General features: G+C 65.5%; 14 protein-coding genes and 3 pseudogenes. 11 read left to right on the plus strand and 6 right to left on the minus strand.

The genetic code is table 11. The features are described 5' to 3' along the window. Window positions 1-88: 88 nt before the first annotated feature. Window positions 89-946 (minus strand): DUF4158 domain-containing protein, encoded by an 858-nt coding sequence (locus tag AB0J29_RS03240; protein WP_364778371.1) that lies wholly within the window; start codon window positions 944-946, stop codon window positions 89-91. A gap of 789 nt (window positions 947-1,735) precedes the next feature. Here AB0J29_RS03240 and AB0J29_RS03245 point away from each other — a divergent pair. Beyond that, window positions 1,736-1,986 (plus strand): annotated as a pseudogene (locus AB0J29_RS03245) (ferredoxin family protein); the annotation flags it as partial. A 67-nt stretch (window positions 1,987-2,053) separates the two neighbouring features. Here AB0J29_RS03245 and AB0J29_RS03250 read toward each other — a convergent pair. Further along, a complete protein-coding gene (locus AB0J29_RS03250) occupies window positions 2,054-2,755 on the minus strand; it encodes a WHG domain-containing protein (protein ID WP_364778374.1) in 702 nt (233 codons plus the stop codon). A gap of 130 nt (window positions 2,756-2,885) precedes the next feature. Here AB0J29_RS03250 and AB0J29_RS03255 point away from each other — a divergent pair, with 130 nt between their 5' ends. Then, window positions 2,886-3,815: an NAD-dependent epimerase/dehydratase family protein gene (locus AB0J29_RS03255; RefSeq protein WP_364778377.1), complete on the plus strand. Its 930-nt coding sequence runs from the start codon at window positions 2,886-2,888 to the stop codon at window positions 3,813-3,815. A 62-nt stretch (window positions 3,816-3,877) separates the two neighbouring features. Next, window positions 3,878-5,602 (plus strand): GMC family oxidoreductase, encoded by a 1,725-nt coding sequence (locus AB0J29_RS03260; RefSeq protein WP_364778380.1) that lies wholly within the window; start codon window positions 3,878-3,880, stop codon window positions 5,600-5,602. Between the two features lie 127 nt (window positions 5,603-5,729). On the opposite strand, the gene AB0J29_RS03265 is transcribed toward AB0J29_RS03260, so the two are convergent. Together AB0J29_RS03265 and AB0J29_RS03270 are read right to left on the minus strand one after the other, a co-directional pair. After that, window positions 5,730-6,266, minus strand: a complete 537-nt coding sequence (locus AB0J29_RS03265; RefSeq protein ID WP_364778383.1) for a DoxX family protein — start codon at window positions 6,264-6,266, stop codon at window positions 5,730-5,732. Window positions 6,267-6,293: 27 nt separating this feature from the next. Continuing rightward, window positions 6,294-7,058: a class III extradiol ring-cleavage dioxygenase gene (locus tag AB0J29_RS03270; RefSeq protein WP_364778386.1), complete on the minus strand. Its 765-nt coding sequence runs from the start codon at window positions 7,056-7,058 to the stop codon at window positions 6,294-6,296. Window positions 7,059-7,147: 89 nt separating this feature from the next. Between AB0J29_RS03270 and AB0J29_RS03275 the strand changes: the two genes are divergently transcribed. From AB0J29_RS03275 to AB0J29_RS03285, 3 genes are all read left to right on the plus strand, one after another. Then, entirely contained in the window at window positions 7,148-7,597 is a 450-nt protein-coding gene (locus AB0J29_RS03275) for a MarR family transcriptional regulator (RefSeq protein WP_364778388.1), read from the plus strand. Between the two features lie 174 nt (window positions 7,598-7,771). Then, a complete protein-coding gene (locus AB0J29_RS03280) occupies window positions 7,772-8,251 on the plus strand; it encodes a hypothetical protein (protein WP_364778391.1) in 480 nt (159 codons plus the stop codon). Between the two features lie 602 nt (window positions 8,252-8,853). Beyond that, window positions 8,854-9,972, plus strand: coding sequence for a helix-turn-helix domain-containing protein (locus tag AB0J29_RS03285; RefSeq protein ID WP_364778394.1), 1,119 nt, complete (start codon window positions 8,854-8,856; stop codon window positions 9,970-9,972). Here the strand turns inward: AB0J29_RS03285 and AB0J29_RS03290 are convergent. Beyond that, window positions 9,949-11,076: a helix-turn-helix domain-containing protein gene (locus AB0J29_RS03290; protein ID WP_364778397.1), complete on the minus strand. Its 1,128-nt coding sequence runs from the start codon at window positions 11,074-11,076 to the stop codon at window positions 9,949-9,951. The genes AB0J29_RS03285 and AB0J29_RS03290 overlap by 24 nt on opposite strands. 114 nt (window positions 11,077-11,190) lie before the next feature. Between AB0J29_RS03290 and AB0J29_RS03295 the strand changes: the two genes are divergently transcribed. From AB0J29_RS03295 to AB0J29_RS03305, 3 genes are read left to right on the plus strand one after another with little or no spacing between them, the layout of a single operon-like run. Beyond that, complete coding sequence (locus tag AB0J29_RS03295; protein ID WP_364778400.1) at window positions 11,191-12,207, plus strand: polyprenyl synthetase family protein; 1,017 nt, start codon at window positions 11,191-11,193, stop codon at window positions 12,205-12,207. After that, a complete protein-coding gene (locus tag AB0J29_RS03300; protein WP_364778403.1) occupies window positions 12,204-13,580 on the plus strand; it encodes a cytochrome P450 in 1,377 nt (458 codons plus the stop codon). Before AB0J29_RS03295 ends, AB0J29_RS03300 begins: the two co-directional genes overlap by 4 nt. Before the next feature lie 5 nt (window positions 13,581-13,585). After that, entirely contained in the window at window positions 13,586-14,494 is a 909-nt protein-coding gene (locus tag AB0J29_RS03305; protein WP_364778406.1) for a UbiA family prenyltransferase, read from the plus strand. A 121-nt stretch (window positions 14,495-14,615) separates the two neighbouring features. Here the strand turns inward: AB0J29_RS03305 and AB0J29_RS03310 are convergent, their stop codons facing one another. Further along, entirely contained in the window at window positions 14,616-15,878 is a 1,263-nt protein-coding gene (locus AB0J29_RS03310) for a hypothetical protein (RefSeq protein WP_364778409.1), read from the minus strand. A gap of 1,630 nt (window positions 15,879-17,508) precedes the next feature. Between AB0J29_RS03310 and AB0J29_RS03315 the strand changes: the two are divergent. Beyond that, window positions 17,509-17,647, plus strand: a pseudogene (locus AB0J29_RS03315) (helix-turn-helix domain-containing protein); the annotation flags it as partial. 86 nt (window positions 17,648-17,733) lie between these two features. After that, window positions 17,734-17,907, plus strand: a pseudogene (locus AB0J29_RS03320) (hypothetical protein); the annotation flags it as partial. Window positions 17,908-17,922 lie beyond the last annotated feature (15 nt).

Genomic DNA, 17,922 nt, shown 5'->3' on the forward strand with positions numbered 1-17,922 from the left:
GAGGCACACAACGGCGAGCCCGATGTCCCGCTTGTGGTCGGTGGTTCGATACAGGCGAGGCTGTGATGCGACTCCCTGCAAGTTCGCATCACGGCCCGCTGAAGTCGCACGGCCCCCATCGCACAGAACCTATCGGCAGGCCCCAGCCCCACAGCCCCAGCTCGATCAACTGCGCATAGTCAGGTGCCAGCGCGATCAATCGCCGCGCAGGCACCTGCGAGATATCCACCGACGCCGGGATCACCGCGTTCAGATCCCGCACCCGCGCCAGCGCGTTGCGCATCCCGGTCGACGACAGCGCGAACGCGCCCTTGCGCAATCGCTCCAGCTCGACGTACTTGCGGCGGTTTTCCTCCCGGGTGTCCAGCAACCCGAGCAGCACACCGGGCTGACCAGCCGTCAGTTGGCTCGCGAGATGTGTCCACAGCCGCTGATCAGCCAACTGCTTGCCCTCGGAGACCAGCCGCTCCAGCGTGGTGATGCCGGGTAGCAGCGCGCCCTTCTCCCTCAGCCACCGCACCGCCCCGGCGGTAAGGACCTTCGGCCCGTCACCTGTCGTCCACGCCTGATCCGCGATCCACGCCGCCAGCTCGCCCTCGATATCGGCGAACTCGATCAGGCCGTGCTTGCGGATGATCACGGCCTGATGGTCGTACCGGGTCTGCTTGCGGTCGGTGTATGCCTTTACACACGACGGGTCGTCGATGCCCAGCTGCTCGGCCAGGTAGTCGACCAGATCGGCTGGCACCTCCAGCGGATCGGCCAGGAACATGCCCAGGTACCGGACCGTGACCAGCTGTACCGCGAAACCCAGTCGATTGCTGTCGCGACGGCGCTGAGCGATCAGCTCGTGGTCGTTGTCGTCGAGATGGAAGAACCGCTCCAAGTCACCTCGCGTCAGCAGTCCGAACTGGCCATACCCCGCCGCCACACTCTCATCCCGCACAGCCGCTCATGAAACCACCAGCGCCACAACACCGCTCAATAATCACCTGAATCGGTCGACCCGCCCCCGCCAGGTTCGCTTAGCGCGACTTTTCGCGCCCCTGGACCCCACGTGCCGATACTTCGCGCTGACCACGTTCGCGCTCGAGACCGACTACGTACGCATCAGTGCACGTGAGCACACTGGTCACGGCTAAGGTCAGTCGCTCTCGAGCGAGGTGTGGCTGCCGGGTGGTGCCTTTTGTTCGGTAGATGATTCGTGGAATTGTTTTGATCGGCAAAATCACATGTATAGATGCGCATATCTACCTACCTAGATGTAATTTCTGAACTTGCAGTTACCTCGGTCTCGTTCACCATGCGCCGTGTCGTAGCACCTCGGACGTCGATCTGAACCGTGCAATTCCCCTGCGCCCCAGATTGTTTCCCAACTCCCACCCTGAGCCCCACAACACCACGAAACCCCGCTCCCCCGCCCGGCAAGAACCGCATTTGCCTCACTGCCCGGATGAGCCGGGCCTCTCATCTATCGGATCGGCATCGAGTGGACGCGCGTGCAGCCGCGACCGGACGAAGGGGTGACGCCGCACTTCGGTTCTCCGGCAATGTGGCGTAACGCTCTCCTCGTTCCATGCCGGACGGCTGCCGCCGAACCGGTGCACGGCCCAGAGGCCCTCGACGAACTTGCGCAGCGACTCGGGCAGGTTCGCGTAGGCCGCGCCGAGATTCGCCCAGTTGATGTCCCGTCGCGTTCCGGCACGATCTCGGCGCGCAGCAGTGCCGCGGCGCGGATGCCCACCCCACCAACGTATTCGACCGCACCGAATCCGGAATCCCGTTCATCGCAAGACAATCCGACTGCCAGACATGCTTCGTGTGCGAGGCCCACTGTCCCACCGACGCGCTCTACGTCGACGCCGAATCGACCCCACTACTGCCTGGCAGCCCGATCGCCCAGGACCCGATCGGCCGCTACCGCGAGAAGACGGCGAAGGCCGCACCGCGGACAGTCTGCCGGCCATCGACCCCCGGCTACCGCACGATGCGCTCCCGCCCACTCATCATCACCTGACCGCCCACGAGTTCGGCGATCCACATTGCGGCGTCGTCAGCCGTGGTAGCCGAGTTGTTCGAGGAGCCCGTCGAGTTGGAGTTCGAATAATTCGGCGCGGTCGGCGAAGGTGTCGGTGCCGTATTGGTCGAAGACGTCGAAGGTGACCGCGCCGAACAGGCCGACCCACATGGTGATGCCCCGAGCGACGAGCCAGTCCGGGATGTCATGGCCGAACAAGCCTCTGATGTCGGCGAAATTCGCTGCGAGTGCCGAGGATAACGGACGCTCCTTGACCGGCGCGGTGAACTTGCCCGCATGGTAGGCGCGGGCGAAGAGAGTTTGCATCGTCGTGATGACCCGGGTGCCGGGAACTGTGGTCTGTTCCGCTGGAGCGTCGTAGCCCGGCACCGGTGTGCCGAATAGGAGTCCGTAGCGGGCGGGTTCGGCCAGCGCCCAGTAGCGGACGGTGCGGCCGACGATGCGCAGGCCCTCGATCGGGTCATCGTCGGGAGCATCGGCCAGTGCCGCGTCGACCGCGTCGCCGAGTGCGTTGTAGCCGTCGATCACCAGCAAGGTGAGCAGTTCATCGCGACTGCGCACGTATCGATATACCGCCGACGACACCACACCGAGATCGCGAGCGACGGCGCGCAGCGAGAGTGCGGCCGCGCCATCGGTGGCCAGATGTTCGCGGCCGATCCGGACGATGTCGTTCATGGTTTGGGCCCTGGCCCGGGCACGTGGTGTCGTCGGCATACGATCACCATGCGCTCCCCAGAGAGCGATGTCAACTAATGAGAGCATTGCTCTTTGACTTTGGGGCACACCCGTTGCATGCTTGTACGCAACAGTGAGCACCGCTCACCAAAGTAGATGAGGATTCCCCATGTCGGAGCTGCACATCGTCACCGGAGCCGGACCCACCGGGACCACGATCGCCGAGCAATTGGCCGCGGCGGGCAAACAGGTTCGGGTACTCACCCGTTCCGGGAGCGGTCCCGATCACCCCCTCGTCGAGCGACGCAAGGTCAATGTGACACTACCCGAACAGCTTTCGGGCGAATTCGACGGCGCGACGGCCATCTACCACTGCCTCGGCGGTTCGGAATACACGGCGAAGGTCTGGCGCGCGGAGCTGCCGCCGGCCGAGCGCACCGTGCTGAATGAAGCTGAAAAGGCCGGCACGGTGGTGGTTTTCGCGGAGAATATCTACTCCTACGGCAAGGTCGACGGTCCGATTACCGAAAACCTGCCCCGCAATGCCGATTTCGGTAAACCCAGCGTTCGCACCCAACTGGTGCGCGCCCGCGAGGCACACGCCGCGGCGACAGTGAGTGTCGCCGCCGCGGACTTCCTCGGCCCATATGTGCGGGCGTCGCTGGCCGGGGAGCAGGTATTCGTCCCGATCCTCACCGGCAAGCGGGTGCAGGCGTTGGGCAAGCTGAACCTCCCGCACTCCTACACGTATATGCCCGACCTCGCCGCTGCCATGATCCGCGCCGCCGCCGAGGAATCGGTCTGGAATTCCTTCCTGCACGCCCCGACCGCGCCGCCGATCACCCAGCAGCAACTCTTCGACACGATCGCCGCCGCCGCGGGCGTCGCAGCCCCCAAGGTCTTCGCGGCACCGGCCGTCCTGCTGCGGATGATGGGCCTCACCAACGAGGCGATGCGCGAACTCGCCGAGATGAGTTACCAGGTGACGCGGCCGTACGTACTCGACTCTTCCGCCAGCGAGGAACGCCTCGGCCTGCATCCGACCCCGATCGAGGATGCTATCGCGGCCACCGTCGCCTGGTGGCAGACCCAGCTCTGACCCTTTGCTACTCGGTAGTAATGTTACCGGTGTCACTGGCGACACGGATCGAGGAGCACCACATGGACCAGCGAGCAACGGATTTCGACGTACTCGTGGTCGGTTCGGGATTCGGCGGCAGCGTCACGGCGCTGCGGCTGATCGAGAAGGGCTACCGGGTCGGTGTACTGGAGGCCGGTCGACGCTACGCCGATGACGAACTGCCAGAAACCAGCTGGGACCTGCGCAAATTCCTGTGGGCGCCGAAGCTCGGCTGCTACGGCATCCAGCGCATCCACCCGCTGCGCAATGTGCTGATCCTCGGCGGCGCGGGTGTCGGCGGCGGTTCGCTCAACTACGCCAATACGCTCTACGTGCCGCCGGAGCCGTTCTTCCAGGATCAGCAGTGGCGCGATATCACCGACTGGCGCGCCGAGCTCACCCCGTACTATGAGCGCGCGAAGAAAATGCTCGGCGTGGTGCAGAATCCGCATCTGACACCGGCGGACGAGGTGTTCAAGAAGGTCGCCGACGATATGGGCTTCGGCGAAACCTTCGTGCAGACCCCGGTCGGAGTCTTCTTCGGCGAGCCGGGAAAGACCGTGACGGACCCGTACTTCGGCGGTGTCGGCCCGGACCGGACCGGATGCCTCGAATGCGGTGAATGTATGACCGGCTGCCGCCACGGCGCGAAGAACACTCTGGTGAAGAATTACCTGTATCTCGCGGAACAGGCGGGCGCGCAGGTGATTCCGATGACGACGGTGACCGCGATCCGTCCGCTGCCCGACGGCACCTGGGATATCGCGACCGAACGCACCGGCGCGTGGTTCCGCAAGCGCCCGCGTACCCACACCGCGGGCCAGGTCGTGCTCGCTGCAGGTACGCTCGGCACCCAGAAGTTGTTGCACGCCATGCGGGATCAGGGCGCACTCCCCGAATTGTCCGACCGGCTCGGCCAACTGACGCGCACCAACTCCGAATCCATTGTGGGCGCGGCGACCCGCACAGTGAATCCGGACGTCGACTTCACTCGCGGCGTCGCGATCACCTCATCGATCCACCCGACTCACGACACCCATATCGAGCCGGTCCGTTACGGCAAGGGTTCGAACGCCATGGGGCTGTTGCAGACCCTGATGGTGGACGGCGGCGGCCGACTGCCACGCTGGCTGCGCTTCCTCGGCCAAGTGGTGCGAAACCCGTTCGCGCTCATCAGTTTCCTGAGCGTGAAGAACTGGAGCGAGCGCACCATCATCTCGCTGGTGATGCAGCACCTCGACAATTCGATCACCACCTACACCAAACGCACCATGTTCGGCCGCAAGCTCACCAGCAAACAGGGCCACGGCCAACCCAATCCGACCTGGATTCCCGCGGGCAACGAGGTGACCCGCAAAGTGGCCGACGAAATCGGCGGCGTCCCGGGTGGCAGTTGGGGCGAAATCTTCAATATCCCCCTCACCGCCCACTTCCTCGGTGGCGCACCCATCGGCGCGGACCGCGACACCGGCGTAATCGACGCCTACCACCGAGTTTTCGGCTACCCGACGCTCAGCGTGGTCGACGGTGCCGCCGTCTCCGCGAACCTCGGCGTCAACCCATCACTCACCATCACCGCCCAAGCCGAACGCTGCGCCGCCTACTGGCCCAACAAGGGCGAACAAGACCTGCGCCCCGCGCAAGGCGTCGCCTACCAACAAATCCAACCCATCGCCCCCAAGAACCCGGTCGTCCCCGCCGACGCCCCCGCCGCCCTGGTCCTCCCGATCGTCGAAATCCGCACCGGCAAGTCCGCCGCCAGCTGAGACAGGCCCTCGACCGCCACCGAACACCCGGTCTCGCAACAGCGATGGACGCAGCCGCCCCGGTAAGAGTGGAGGCGCGACTGCGACCCGCCCGGCACTGCCGAGCGGGGCCAGACGAGATATCGCGTCAGTTGCGGACGAACAGCACCCCGCCCGCGACGACCAGGGCCAGCACAATGGCGGCGATGCCGAAGACGAGGCGGTGGTTGCGCAGGGACGGGACGAGGCGGTCGACGGCGTAGCGGCCCGGACCGGTGACGGCCAGCGATGCGGCGGCCAGGGTGAGCAGCAGTTCGTAGTCGATGCCCTTCGGGGCGAAGAAGCCGCCGCCCCATTTGACGGCGATCGCATTGAGCAGGGTGCCGACCAGCGCCGCGGCGGCGAGCGGGGTGAGCACGCCGACGGCGAGGGCGAGTCCGCCGAAGGTTTCGCTGAGACCGGCGACAACGGCCATCGCCTTGCCCGCGGGGTAGCCGCTCATCGCGAAGAACTTGCCGGTGCCGTCGAGGCCGCCACCGTTGAACCAGCCGAACAGTTTCTGCGCGCCGTGTGCGGCCATGGTGAGTCCGACAGCCAGCCGCAGGACAAGTAGACCGAGGTCGTATGTGTGTGCGGGCGTTGCGGTTTCGGCATGCGTAGCGGGGGCCGTGATGGTCGCGGCCATAAGAATTCCTTTTCGTGATGTGGTGGATCAGCCGAGTTGGATGGAGCGCCGGGCCATGCCCAGCCAGAACCCGTCGATGACGGTGCGTTGGTTGGTGAAATCGTCGGCGCTCGCACCGAGTGCGACGAACAGTGGTGCGAAATGGTCGGTGCGCGGATGCGCGAGATGTGCCGCGGGGGCCTTGTTTTCGAAGTCGAGCAGGGCGTCGAGATCGTGGGCGGCGAGGGTTTCGCGGCCCCAGTCGTCGAATTCGGCGGTGAAGTTGTAGACGTGCTCGTCATCGGTGGTGATGGCGCGCAGGTTGTGGGTGAAGAAGCCGCTGCCGATGATCAGCACGCCCTCGGCGCGCAGCGGCGCGAGCCGGCGGCCCAGTTCCATCAGCCGCCTCGGGTCCAGCGTCGGCATCGACAGCTGCAATACCGGGACATCGGCCTCGGGATACATCTCCTTCAGCGGCACATAGGCACCATGGTCCAGTCCACGATCCGGCACGTCGACGACACTGCCACCGAGCAGTTTGCGCACCTTGTCCGCCAGTTCCGGCGCCCCGGGTGCCGCATATCGCACGTGGTAGTAGTGCTCCGGGAAACCAGCGAAGTCATAGACCAGCGGCACTTTCGTGGTTGCGCCGAGTGCGATCGGCGCGGCTTCCCAGTGCGCGGAAATCATCAAAATCGCCGTGGGAAGCGGCAATTCGCGCGACCATGCGGCCAGCTCACCGGGCCACTGCGGATGATCGGCCAGCGGCGGCGCGCCATGTGAGAGGTAGAGCACCGGCATCTGCCCGGTCATCGCTGTTCTCCGTCCAACTAGTTCAAATTTGAACGAGAGCGTACTATAGCTCTTTGTTCAAATTTGAACAACTCCGGTAAGATCGCCTGGTGACTGACACGAAATGGCTGAACGAGCGGGAGATGCGCACCTGGCAGGGCTTCCTGGCGGCGGGGGCACTCGTCGGCCGACAGGTCGAACAGCACCTCAAACAGGAGGGGCTCTCGCACACCCAGTACGAGGTCCTGGTTCGCCTCGCCGCGGCCCCCGAGGGCCAGCTACGCATGACCGAATTGGCCGATGCCCTCTACACCTCGAAAAGCGGCCTGAACTACCAGGTCACCCACATGGAGAAGGCCGGTCTGGTGCGCCGCGCAGCATGCCCGACCGACGTCCGCGGCGTCATCGCCACCCTCACGGCGGCAGGCCGCGAGCGCCTCGAGCTGATCGCTCCAGGACACGTCGAAACGGTCCGCCGCGTTCTCATCGATGTGCTGACACCCGAACAACAAGAGGCCATCGCCACCGGCCTCGGCGAGGTCGCGCGTCAACTCGGTTAGTTCGGACTGCGCGGGCAACTCTGCGGATTGCCCGAATGGCTCCAGCGTCGGAAACGCCGCAGAATCAGAGCCATAAGAAATCTGTTGGGAAACTCTAAGCCCGAACAGATTTGATGTCCAGGTACGGATGTGACGCTGAGGGGTCGCAGATTTGCGCCGAGAACGGAGAAGATAGTGCCGACGACCTTTCCGAGTTCCGTCGCCGAGGCCATATCGGATACGGTGCAGGACTGCCGCCGACGTGGTTGGACGGTCGCGGAGACCACCAATGGCGTCTGCCTGATCACCGACGAGCAGACATCGGCCATCGAACTCACCGGTGCACTGGCCGCCACCGTGCGCCGGTACCTGCGGGCCAACAACCTGTCCGGTCCGGTGATCGAGATCCCCGGACCGCAGCGCCGCGAGATCCACCTGGTGGTCGGCGCGGCCAAGGCGGCCATGGCAATCAGCGCACTGCGTGCCGTCGGCGCGATCGTGCACACCGACGGCGCGAGCATCCCACTCCCGCCGACCCGCCTGTCGGCCGGGTCGGCCTGCTGGGGGATTTCCCCGAGCGAGGCCCGCCGGGTGTCGCCCGTGGTCGCGATCGCCGCCGCGGTCCGGGTCGCCGAATCCGGCCGCAAGCCGCATCTCAGCGACCTGGCGAGCTGAGCGGCGTCGAACCGACGTCACGTCCGATTCCGGTCGCGGATCGGGCGTCGGCATCGCGTCCGCCTCGGCGGGATTTGGTTCGCGGACAATGACTTTCCGCTGAATGCGCCATCGGTGGCCCGATAACCGCCGCGAGCAGATGGAGCACGAACGAGTGGCGAACGTGTATCTGCCGAAGGTGCATGGTGCGCACTGCACTGCGCGGTCATCGAAGCGGGTCTCCGGCTGGATATGTTCGGCCAACGCAAGCCGAATCACGCTGACGCGGAAGCGCTCCGCCAGAATTTGGATGATCTCGTCGGCGGTCGCCGAAGTCCGGACAGCTCACAACGCCAATCGGAATCCCCTTGGCGCGTGCCCTATGTCGGTGCCGTCTGACCGTCCCCGCCACGGTCAGACGGCAGCAACTGACGGGCGAGGACATCGACAGTCGAGATGTTGTTACCATTTGGATGATAGACACATCCGAATGTGCATGACAATGCCGAGCGGGCCCAATGACGGGCCACCAGCAACATCTCGCCCATTCGTGGCGCCGCACGCGAGCGTCGAACGAGTACGCTGCGCGATGCCGCAGGAAGCAAGGAGATAGCGAAGGACCGATGGTTCGTCTGACGAGGGCACAGCAGCAGGACGCCACCCGCAGAAAGGTGTTGGCCGCGGCCAAGTCCGAGTTCGCGCAGCGCGGATTCCGCGGCACGACGGTCGACGGCATCGCCGCGCGTGCGGATATGACACGCGGTGCGGTCTATTCCAATTTCCCGGGCAAGCGGGCACTGTATCTCGCGGTGCTCGCACACGAGGCCGAACAGGCTCCCGCACCGGAAGGCCACCCGAGCGCCGATTCACCGGCCGCCGCGCTCGGAGCGTTCGCGAGTACCTGGCTCCAGCAGCTACCGCAGTCGAGTCAGTACGAGTGCAGCGAAGACGCGCAGTTCACCTCCCCCGCGCTCAGCGTCGATTTCGTACCCGAAGTTCTGATGAACGAACAGATCCGGCGACCGTTCGCACAACTGCTCGCACTCGACGCGCTGCTGCTCGCCATGTCACTGCGGGCAATCAGCCAATCGACCGCCGCGCCACTCGAAAGTTTCATCGCCAGTGCCGAATCCGTGCTGACGATCCTGTACGGGACGACCCAGCTGTCATACGTCGCACCGGAGTTCACCGATCCGGCGCGAGCCATCGCGCTGTGCGAACAGGTCGCGCTCCTCGGCGGCGTGAAGACGCCGACCCCGCCCCCGCGCATCGACGCGCGCGTCACCCGAGTCGACGAGCCTTGGGAGCCACCGAGCTGCATCGATCGGGTACGCGGCGAGTCGGCGCGGCTCGACCGCAACGGCCTGGTCGCCATCCTCGGCATGCACCGGATCGGCACCATCGAAGCGGCGCTGTCGATCTGGCCCGAGCACACCGATATCACGCTGGCGCTGGTGAGCGATCATCCCGCGGAACTCGCCCCGCTGGCGCGGCTGGCGATCGCCGACATCTGCCGTTCATTGCGCCATGCGTTCCCGGCGGCGGCGCTACCTCGGCTGCAGGTGATCGTCGATGACGCTGGAACACTCGCGGCCGCATGCGGATTCGACAAGGTCGACGACAATTCCGAGTTCGCTGTCCTCGTCGAGAACGGCCGCATCACGGCGCGGGCCGATGGGCGGGGCGCAGGTGAGGCCGCGGCAACCGCCTATGCGAGTTCATCGACTCCGGATCGAGCGTGAGCCTTCCAGCGGACCGAGCATTTTCGCCAGCGCCCGACAGGCACCCGTCCCCATCGCCCGCGCGACCACCCGTTCGCCGTCGATGACGACCGCGCCCTCGGTGTCGTCATCGACGGTATCGACCCCGCATGCCCGTGCGAGTTCGCCGGATTCGTCGAGCACCACCTGCATGCCGGGCACCGCTGGGCATGGAAATGCGGCGCGCAGCGACCGGCTGATGTCGCTGACCGCGAGGCGAGCCAGCTGTGCCACCTCCGTCTCGTCGGCGGTGACCATCGCAACCGTGGTGCGGCCTCCGATCGGCTGGTCACACAGGATATCCGCGACCGCGCCGAGCCTGTTCATCCCGAGTACGGCAACGACATTTCCGCCCGAAAGGTCCGCGACCGCTGTATGGACGAGGTCGCGGCACGGTGGTGGCGTCCACAGTTCGTCGACGCCCACCACCGCGGCGGCGGGTGCCGTAGCCCGCGCGGCGTCGTCGATCCGATGGTGCACCATCTGCTCACATGCGGCGACCACTTTCGCTCCGTCCACGAATTCCGGTGCGACGAAGGACAATTGGTTTGCGCCGTACAGCAGGGTGAGCACCGATTCGGCGATGCCGAGCCAACGACCGGGCAGCACCGACTCACCACCGTCGTCCAGGCCCGCGAGTGCCAGGCCGAGCAGGATGGCGTCCAGTTTGATCAGTTGTACGAACGAGCCGCGCAGACATTCGTCGACAACGAGTTCGGGAATGAGGTCGTGCGCCAGCATCGGCGAGCGCAGCTGCGCGATGCCGCCCACCGGATGGTTTGCCGAACCGGGGAGACGTTCGACCCAGGTCCGCGCGAATCGGCCGATGGCCGCCACCGGGGTCCGCGCGGGTCCACCATCGAGGAGTTCCGGCGCCGCTTCGGCCTCCGCGGCCAGCACGGCCAGATACAACGCCCGCTTACCTGCGAAGTTGGAGTAGACCGCGCCGCGGGTGAGGTCCGCGCGCTCGGCAATGTCATCGACCGTCGCGCCGCGAAAACCACGTTCGGCGAACTCTGCCTTGGCAGCCGCTAGGACCCGGTCGCGATTGCGTTGCTGCAAGGCGGCTCTGCTCTGACGACCCATCGGTTCTCCACCAACCGTTCTGTTCGGTTACAGATGCGCATACCATCCAAATGTTGATACCATCTCAATGCTACGTGCGGCTGAGTACGAGCGACGGGCATCGAAGGACAGGTAGTGGGCATCACCAGGTACGAATCCGGGTCGCGAACCGCGGCCACGGTGCTCGACGAGGCCAGGCGTCTGGTCGAGCCCGCATATCGTTCCTCCCTGGACCGCATCGCCCCACCGATCCGAATGATCGTCGGCTACCACGCCGGCTGGTTGGACGCTACGGGCCGGCCGAGCAAGCAGGCCGGGAAGTCGATCCGTCCGGCGCTGGTCCTCGCATCGGCCAAAGCGGTCGCGGCCACGGAGCCACCGCAGGGTATCGCCGAGGCCGTCGCGGTCGAACTCATACACGATTTTTCCTTGCTGCACGACGATGTGGTGGGCGGCGACGAGCAGTGGTGCAACCGCCGATCGGCCTGGTCGGTCTTCGGCGAACGCGGCGCCCAACTCGCGGGAGATGCGCTACTCGCCATGGCGATCAACGAGATGACCGACCGCCCCGGCATCACGCTCCTGTCGAAAGCCCTTGCCGCCCTGTGCAATGGACCGTCCGCGGCGATCGAGTCCGAACACGGCGAGCCCGTCGGGCTCGACGAATCGTTGGCCACGATCGAGTCGAAGACCGCCGCGTTGTTGTCCTGTGCCTGCGAGATGGGCGCGATCGCGGGTGGAGCCGACCCCGAACAAGCCAGAGCGCTGTCCGAATTCGGACGCCATCTCGGCATCGCCTTCCAATTGATCAATGACGTACTCGGCATCTGGGGCAATCCGAGCGTGACCGGCAAACCGCTCTACCCCGATCTCGCCAGCCGCAAAAAGTCCCCGCCGATCGCGCGCGCGCTGGATTCGACCGGTCCCACCGCGGATCTGCTGCGCGAGTTGTATCGCGATGTCGGACGAGATCACGAAACGCTGCACCGGATCGCCTGTCTGATCGAACTCACCGGAGCACGCGGGTGGGCCGAACGGGAAGCCGATCGGCAGCTCGATGCCGCGCTGGACTGCCTGACGAGCGTATCCGCCGACGAAGCCACCGAGGATCTTCGACTACTTGCCGCGATGATGACGAGCAGGACCGCATGAAAAACCCGATCGAGTCGATCCCGCTAGCTCCTGACGCTGTACCGCTTCTCGGTCACGGCCTGCGTTTTCTCACCGACCCGATCGGATTTCTGTCGACACTGCCCCGCCATGGGCGCCTCAACCGAGTCCAATTGGGTCCGCTGCCGGTCGTGGTGGTCTGCGATCCCGAATTGGCCCGGGTGGTACTTCTCGACGATCGCACCTTCGACCGCGGCGGACCACTCTACGATCGCTCCCGCGAGGTCGCGGGCGACGGCATCGGAACCTGCCCGCACAGCAGACACCGCCGCCAACGCCGCCTGAGCCAACCCGCATTCCAACCGGGACGTTTGCCCGGATACGCCGAGGCCATGATCGACTCGATCGAAGACGTCGTCGGTTCCTGGCAGGACGGACAGCGGATCCAGCTCGGCGCGGAAATGTCGAAACTGACTGTCCGGGTGGCGGTTCGGACAATGTTCTCCGCATCGTTTCCGGAGGACTCGGTTCAGCAGGTCGCCGATGATTTCGCGACCATCGCCGAAAACATATTCCGGCGGATGGTGCTGCCACCGGTTGTCAATCGGCTGCCGACACCGGCGAACCGGCGCTACTACCAGGCCCGGAACCGGCTGCGGACGGTGGCCGCCCAACTCATCGAACAGCGGCGGACCGACAATCGTGACCACGGTGACCTGCTGTCCTCGCTGATGCGTGCCCGCGATCCGGACTCCACCGGCGCGCAGGTGGCGATGAACGACGAGGAACTGATCGACCAGGTATTCACATTTCTGTTCGCGGGTGCGGAAACCACCGCGAGCACCTTGACGTGGGCACTGTATCTACTCGGACGAAATCCGGACATGCTCGAGCAGGTTCAGCACGAAGTCGATACCGTGCTGAGCGATGACACGGCCCGCTACCAGGACCTGCCGAATCTGCCGGTCGTCAATCGGGTGGTGACCGAAACGCTGCGGTTGTATCCGGCCGGATGGTTGCTCACCCGGGTGGTTTCGGCGGATACCACCCTTGACGGCGTCCGGCTCCCGGCGGGCACAACCGTGGCGGTCAGTCCGCACGTTATTCATCGGCGCGCGGAAATCTACGAGCGCGCAGACGAATTCAGGCCCGATCGATGGATCGGCGCGGAGCCGGACCGAATGCTGTTCATCCCCTTCGGCGCTGGTGCCCGTCGCTGCATCGGTGACCAATTCGGACTGGTCGAGGCCAGTTTGGCATTGGCGACGATCGCGGCGCGTTGGCGCGTCGCTCCGCTGTCGACTCGGCCCGTATCCGTATCGCTCGCGCAGCTGCCCGCACCGACGAAACTCGGCATGCGGGTGTGGCGTCGAGATCCGGCGGCCTTCGAAGCCGCGACGTCGAAGCCAGGGTAGCGGACATGGCCGCCCCCGCCGACGCGCCTGCGTGCCGCAGGGTCGGCGAGCTGACCAGTGGCTTACTGCGTGAACTCCACATCTGCTGGTCGTTCAGCGCAGGTGATCTCACGGCGACCGTCGTGCCCGCGACGACCTTCGCCGTCGCGGCTTGGACGAGCACTCATGCGAGTGTCGCGTCACTACCGCGGATGTTGGCCGAATGTCTGACCTATTTCTGGCTTTACATCTACACCTTCAACCTGTCCAACCAATTGACCGGGATCGAGGAGGATCGCCGCAACAAGCCGCACCGCCCGCTCGTCGTCGGACTCGTCACCCCGCGAGGTGCCAAGTGGCGGCTCGTCTGGGCCACTGCCGCCTTCCTCGCGCTGGGTGCGGTGCTGCGGGTCCTGGAATGGACGGTGCTCTGGATAGTGGCGTGGGCCTTCCACAATCTCTTCGGCGGTGCCCGCACACTGTGGGGCAAGAATGCCGCAATGGTCGCGGGTACGATCGCCCAGCTCGCGGCCGCCTGGCAAATCGTGACTCCCCTGACGCCTGCGGCCTGGACCTGGATCGCGGCGATCGCCATACCACTGAGCGTGCTCGTATCCCTGCAAGATCTGCGCGATATCGACGGGGATATGGCAGTCGGAAGACGCACCGCCGCAGTGGTTTTCGGCGAGATAGCCTGCCGGCGGTTCTTCGGGGCCGCCTTCGCTAGCTATCCGATCGCCATGTATTTTCTCGTCTATCAGAACGCACCGGCCCCCGCCGCGTTGCTCGGTCTGGTTGCGGCGCTGCTCTCCTACGTCATCGCCTACCGCGTGCTGCGGTGCCGGGATCGCCGCGCCGATCACACCACCTACCTCCTCTACACCTACTGGTACTGCCTGACTTTGGCCAGTGCGGTCTTCGCCTTCGGAACGTGACCCGTCTGCCGAATCCAGAGCATCGACAGTTCAGCGCGACTCCATCAACACACAAGCCGACCGGCACCATCTTGTGAACCGGCCCGAGTTGGGGCGGCGGGTGCTCACCCCGTGACCCCGATCAGGCCGACAGATCGGTCGACTCGGCTCGCGCCATTTTCACCAGCATGTCGTGCAACTCCTTTGCCAACTTTCCCGCACGATCCCCGTGCAGCGCGACATCGGTGAAGGCATCGAGCAGGGCAAGACTCGGATCCAGCGGGTTGTAGGCGAGATTCGCACTGCCAAGCAAGGATTCGGTTATCAGTCGGCGCTGCGCCTCGTGCCGGGCACGAAAGTCGCCCGCGACATCGAGCGCACAACCGAATTCGCGCACGACCGCGGCATACACCGGCCGGTCGGCATTGCGCCGGCGGCGCAGCCATCTCCGTGGCCGCGCGCTCTCGGCCGACGAAACCAGGGTCGCCAAGGCCCCGCCATCGAGCACCATCCAAATCGCCGAAGCATCCGATTGCGGTAGCGCCGGACACGACCCGCGCACCGCGGGCGCACTATCGTCCGGATCGGCAATCCGTATGCCACGCAAGGCGATCGGATACCTGGTCAGCATGTCGTCGACCGCTGCGGTGATCTCCCGAACTACATACGTATCCACATTCGGCCCATCGAACCCGACAATGTCCAGCCCGTGCTGTGCCGCCAACTCGACAGCCGTCCGAGGTGTCACCGAATCGGCGGAATCCCCACGAGAGCGCGGCATCTCCCGATCGGGGAACCCCGGAGGTTGTACGGTCTCGGATTCCTGAACGTATACCGGCAGCGGTACCGTCTCCGGCTCCAGTTCCTCCGCCGACGGCCCCACCACTGCGGGTTCTCGAACATAGCCGGGCAGCGGTACCGACTCGGGTCGGCGCACGTAGACCAGCCCCGACGCCGGCTCAGGCTGTTGCGCATAAACCGGCGGCGGAGCCGCCTCGAACTCTTCGACATCCGCCGGCACCGGCACTGCCTCCGGCACCCGAACATCTTCCGGTAGCGGCACCGCCTCGCGCGCTCCAACATCCACCGGCAGGTGTAGCAACCCGATGCCGTCCATGTAGACCGACACCGACGCCAACCCAGGCTGTTGCGCAGAAACCGACAGCGGAGCCGCATCGAACTCCTCGACATCCGCCGGCACCGCCCTTGCCTCCGGCACCCGAACATCTTCCGGTAGCGGCACCGCCTCGCGCGCTCCAACATCCACCAGCGGGCGCGCCGTATCCGGCGAAGCGTGGGCCGGGAGCGGCACTGCCTCCGGCTTCGGAAGATCGACCGGCAGCGCCGCGGCTTCCCGAACATCCGCCTCCGCTTCGGGCTCCGCACCATCCGCCGATACCGACACCCTTACATCCATCGACAGTTGCATTGCCTCGGGTTCGCGAGCATCCCCCGGTTGCGACACTGCCTCCGGCTCGAGGACATTCACCGGCGGCGACAGTTCCCCCGGCTCCCGAACATCTGCCGTTAACGGCACTGCCCGCGGCTCACGAGCATCTGCCGGTGGTGCCACCGCCATGGGCTCCGCAGCATCCGCTGGCAACGGCACCGCCGCAGGCGGCTCCGGATCCACTGGCGCACTTGCCGTCTCGGGTTGTGGAACATCGGCGGATTGCCGGCCCGCCGCCGGCTCCCGCAGAGCCATCGGCAGCGGCTTACCCTCCGGCTCACCAACACCCACGGGCTGCTGCCGTGCCATGTCGGATTCCCGAACATCGGCCGGCGGAGGTGGAGTCGGACGTGGCCCAACATCTATCGGCACCGCGATGTGCTCCGCAACATCTGCCGACAGCGGCAGAGGAGGATCTGGTGGCCGAACATCCACTGGTGGCGAAACTACCTTGGGCGCTTCAATATTTGTCGTCTGTCGGATCGTTTCCGGCTTCGTGATCTTGCCCAGTGGACCATTCGGTGCCGACACTACGGCGTCGGGTCCCGCGAAGACCGGGGTAGCTTGGCGCGGTGCGGTCGGTTGAGCAACCGGTGCGGCTGGCAATGGAATCGCTTGCGGTGCAGGGAATGCGGAGACTTCGGTGGACACGTTCGGCCGCGCCGGGCGCGGCCGGACCGTACGTTGTGACCACGGAGTGTCCACCACCCTACGACGGGACCACGGGGTCGGTGCGGGCTCGCGCACGGGCGGGTGGTGGCTTCTTGCCTCTGCCGCCGGTTGACCTGACACGATATCCGGCCGCACCACTGCAGATGTGACATCCAACTGCACCGCCGCGGCTGCCACGTGTGACCGGGCCGCCGCAGCTGCCCCGATCGACTGCGCCCTCGGAGCTGCGCCGACCGAATGCACCCCCGCAGATCCGACGACCGAATGCACTTCCGTGGATGCGCCAACCGAATGCGCCGCTCCGGATGTCACGTCGGAGGGCGTCTCCACGGATACCAGGTCCGACGGCACCTCCACGGATACCGCGTCCGAACCCAGCTCTCCGGGTACCGCGACCGAATGCACCTCCGCAAATTCGATCGCGGCCTTCAGCTCCATGACGGTTCGGTTCGCTTCGGCGATGACGCGTTCCAGCCTCGTGACCATCGCCCGCAGTTCGCCCGGGTCGAGCCGCGACCGCTGATTCACCGAGGTCTCCTGCTGTGTCGTTACCGCGGTCAAGTGCAACCGGGTGTGCTGCCCCGTAACCACGGTCCGCGTCGCATGGCCCGCGACGGACAGTGGCACAGTCAATCTTCACTCAAATCGTCAAACCTCTCGAGATTGGGAAGTCCGCACCTTGCTCGGCTCGAACGATTCGTGCAGGCTTTTCATCGATCGACTCTGAAGACCGCTTTGCGCTGTCGATCCTGATCGAGGCATCTGTCGTCGGCCAGTAGATCGGCCACTTGCACCGCACTCTCGAACTGATGAGCAACGGCACGGCGCGGGTGAGGTTCGACGGATCCACCGGAATCGCCTTGCTCCCAGCCCGTAACCGACTGGCCGAGCGCATCACCCGACTGCTGACCAACCCCATCTGCCGGAGGCGTTGGAAGCACATCTGCACCACGGCTCCGACCGCAAAGCCGGCGGCCGCAGGACTTCATGTGCACCCCAACACCTTCAGCTATCGACTGCGCCGCATCACCGAACTCGCCGGCATCGATCCCACCATCGCGGCCCGGGGCGCGACCATGGTGACCCGAACAACTCGCGCCTGCTCGCCGCATCACTCACCATCGAGCGCACGCTACCACTGCATGGTTCGGCAACGGTCGAGGCCATCCGTGCGGCGACCGCACGTGGGACAACCGTGGTCGTCATCACCCACTGCGCCAGCGGCACAATCGATCTCGACCGTCATCAACCCGGCCGGGCAATGCGCGCTGCCGGTGTCATCGGTGGCACCGATATGATCGGGGAGGCCGCGCTCGCGAAAACTCGG

The sequence above is a fragment of the Nocardia sp. NPDC049707 genome (assembly GCF_040674855.1).
GTDB lineage: Bacteria > Actinomycetota > Actinomycetes > Mycobacteriales > Mycobacteriaceae > Nocardia.

Bases quoted from the DNA above. Each gene is read 5' to 3' on its own strand.
- AB0J29_RS03250 (WP_364778374.1), bottom strand. From the start codon at position 2,755: ATGCCGACGACACCACGTGCCCGGGCCAGGGCCCAAACCATGAACGAC.
- AB0J29_RS03270 (WP_364778386.1), bottom strand. From the start codon at position 7,058: ATGACCGGGCAGATGCCGGTGCTCTACCTCTCACATGGCGCGCCGCCG.
- AB0J29_RS03255 (WP_364778377.1), top strand. From the start codon at position 2,886: ATGTCGGAGCTGCACATCGTCACCGGAGCCGGACCCACCGGGACCACG.
- AB0J29_RS03305 (WP_364778406.1), top strand. From the start codon at position 13,586: ATGGCCGCCCCCGCCGACGCGCCTGCGTGCCGCAGGGTCGGCGAGCTG.
- AB0J29_RS03265 (WP_364778383.1), bottom strand. From the start codon at position 6,266: ATGGCCGCGACCATCACGGCCCCCGCTACGCATGCCGAAACCGCAACG.
- AB0J29_RS03300 (WP_364778403.1), top strand. From the start codon at position 12,204: ATGAAAAACCCGATCGAGTCGATCCCGCTAGCTCCTGACGCTGTACCG.
- AB0J29_RS03285 (WP_364778394.1), top strand. From the start codon at position 8,854: ATGGTTCGTCTGACGAGGGCACAGCAGCAGGACGCCACCCGCAGAAAG.
- AB0J29_RS03260 (WP_364778380.1), top strand. From the start codon at position 3,878: ATGGACCAGCGAGCAACGGATTTCGACGTACTCGTGGTCGGTTCGGGA.
- AB0J29_RS03290 (WP_364778397.1), bottom strand. From the start codon at position 11,076: ATGGGTCGTCAGAGCAGAGCCGCCTTGCAGCAACGCAATCGCGACCGG.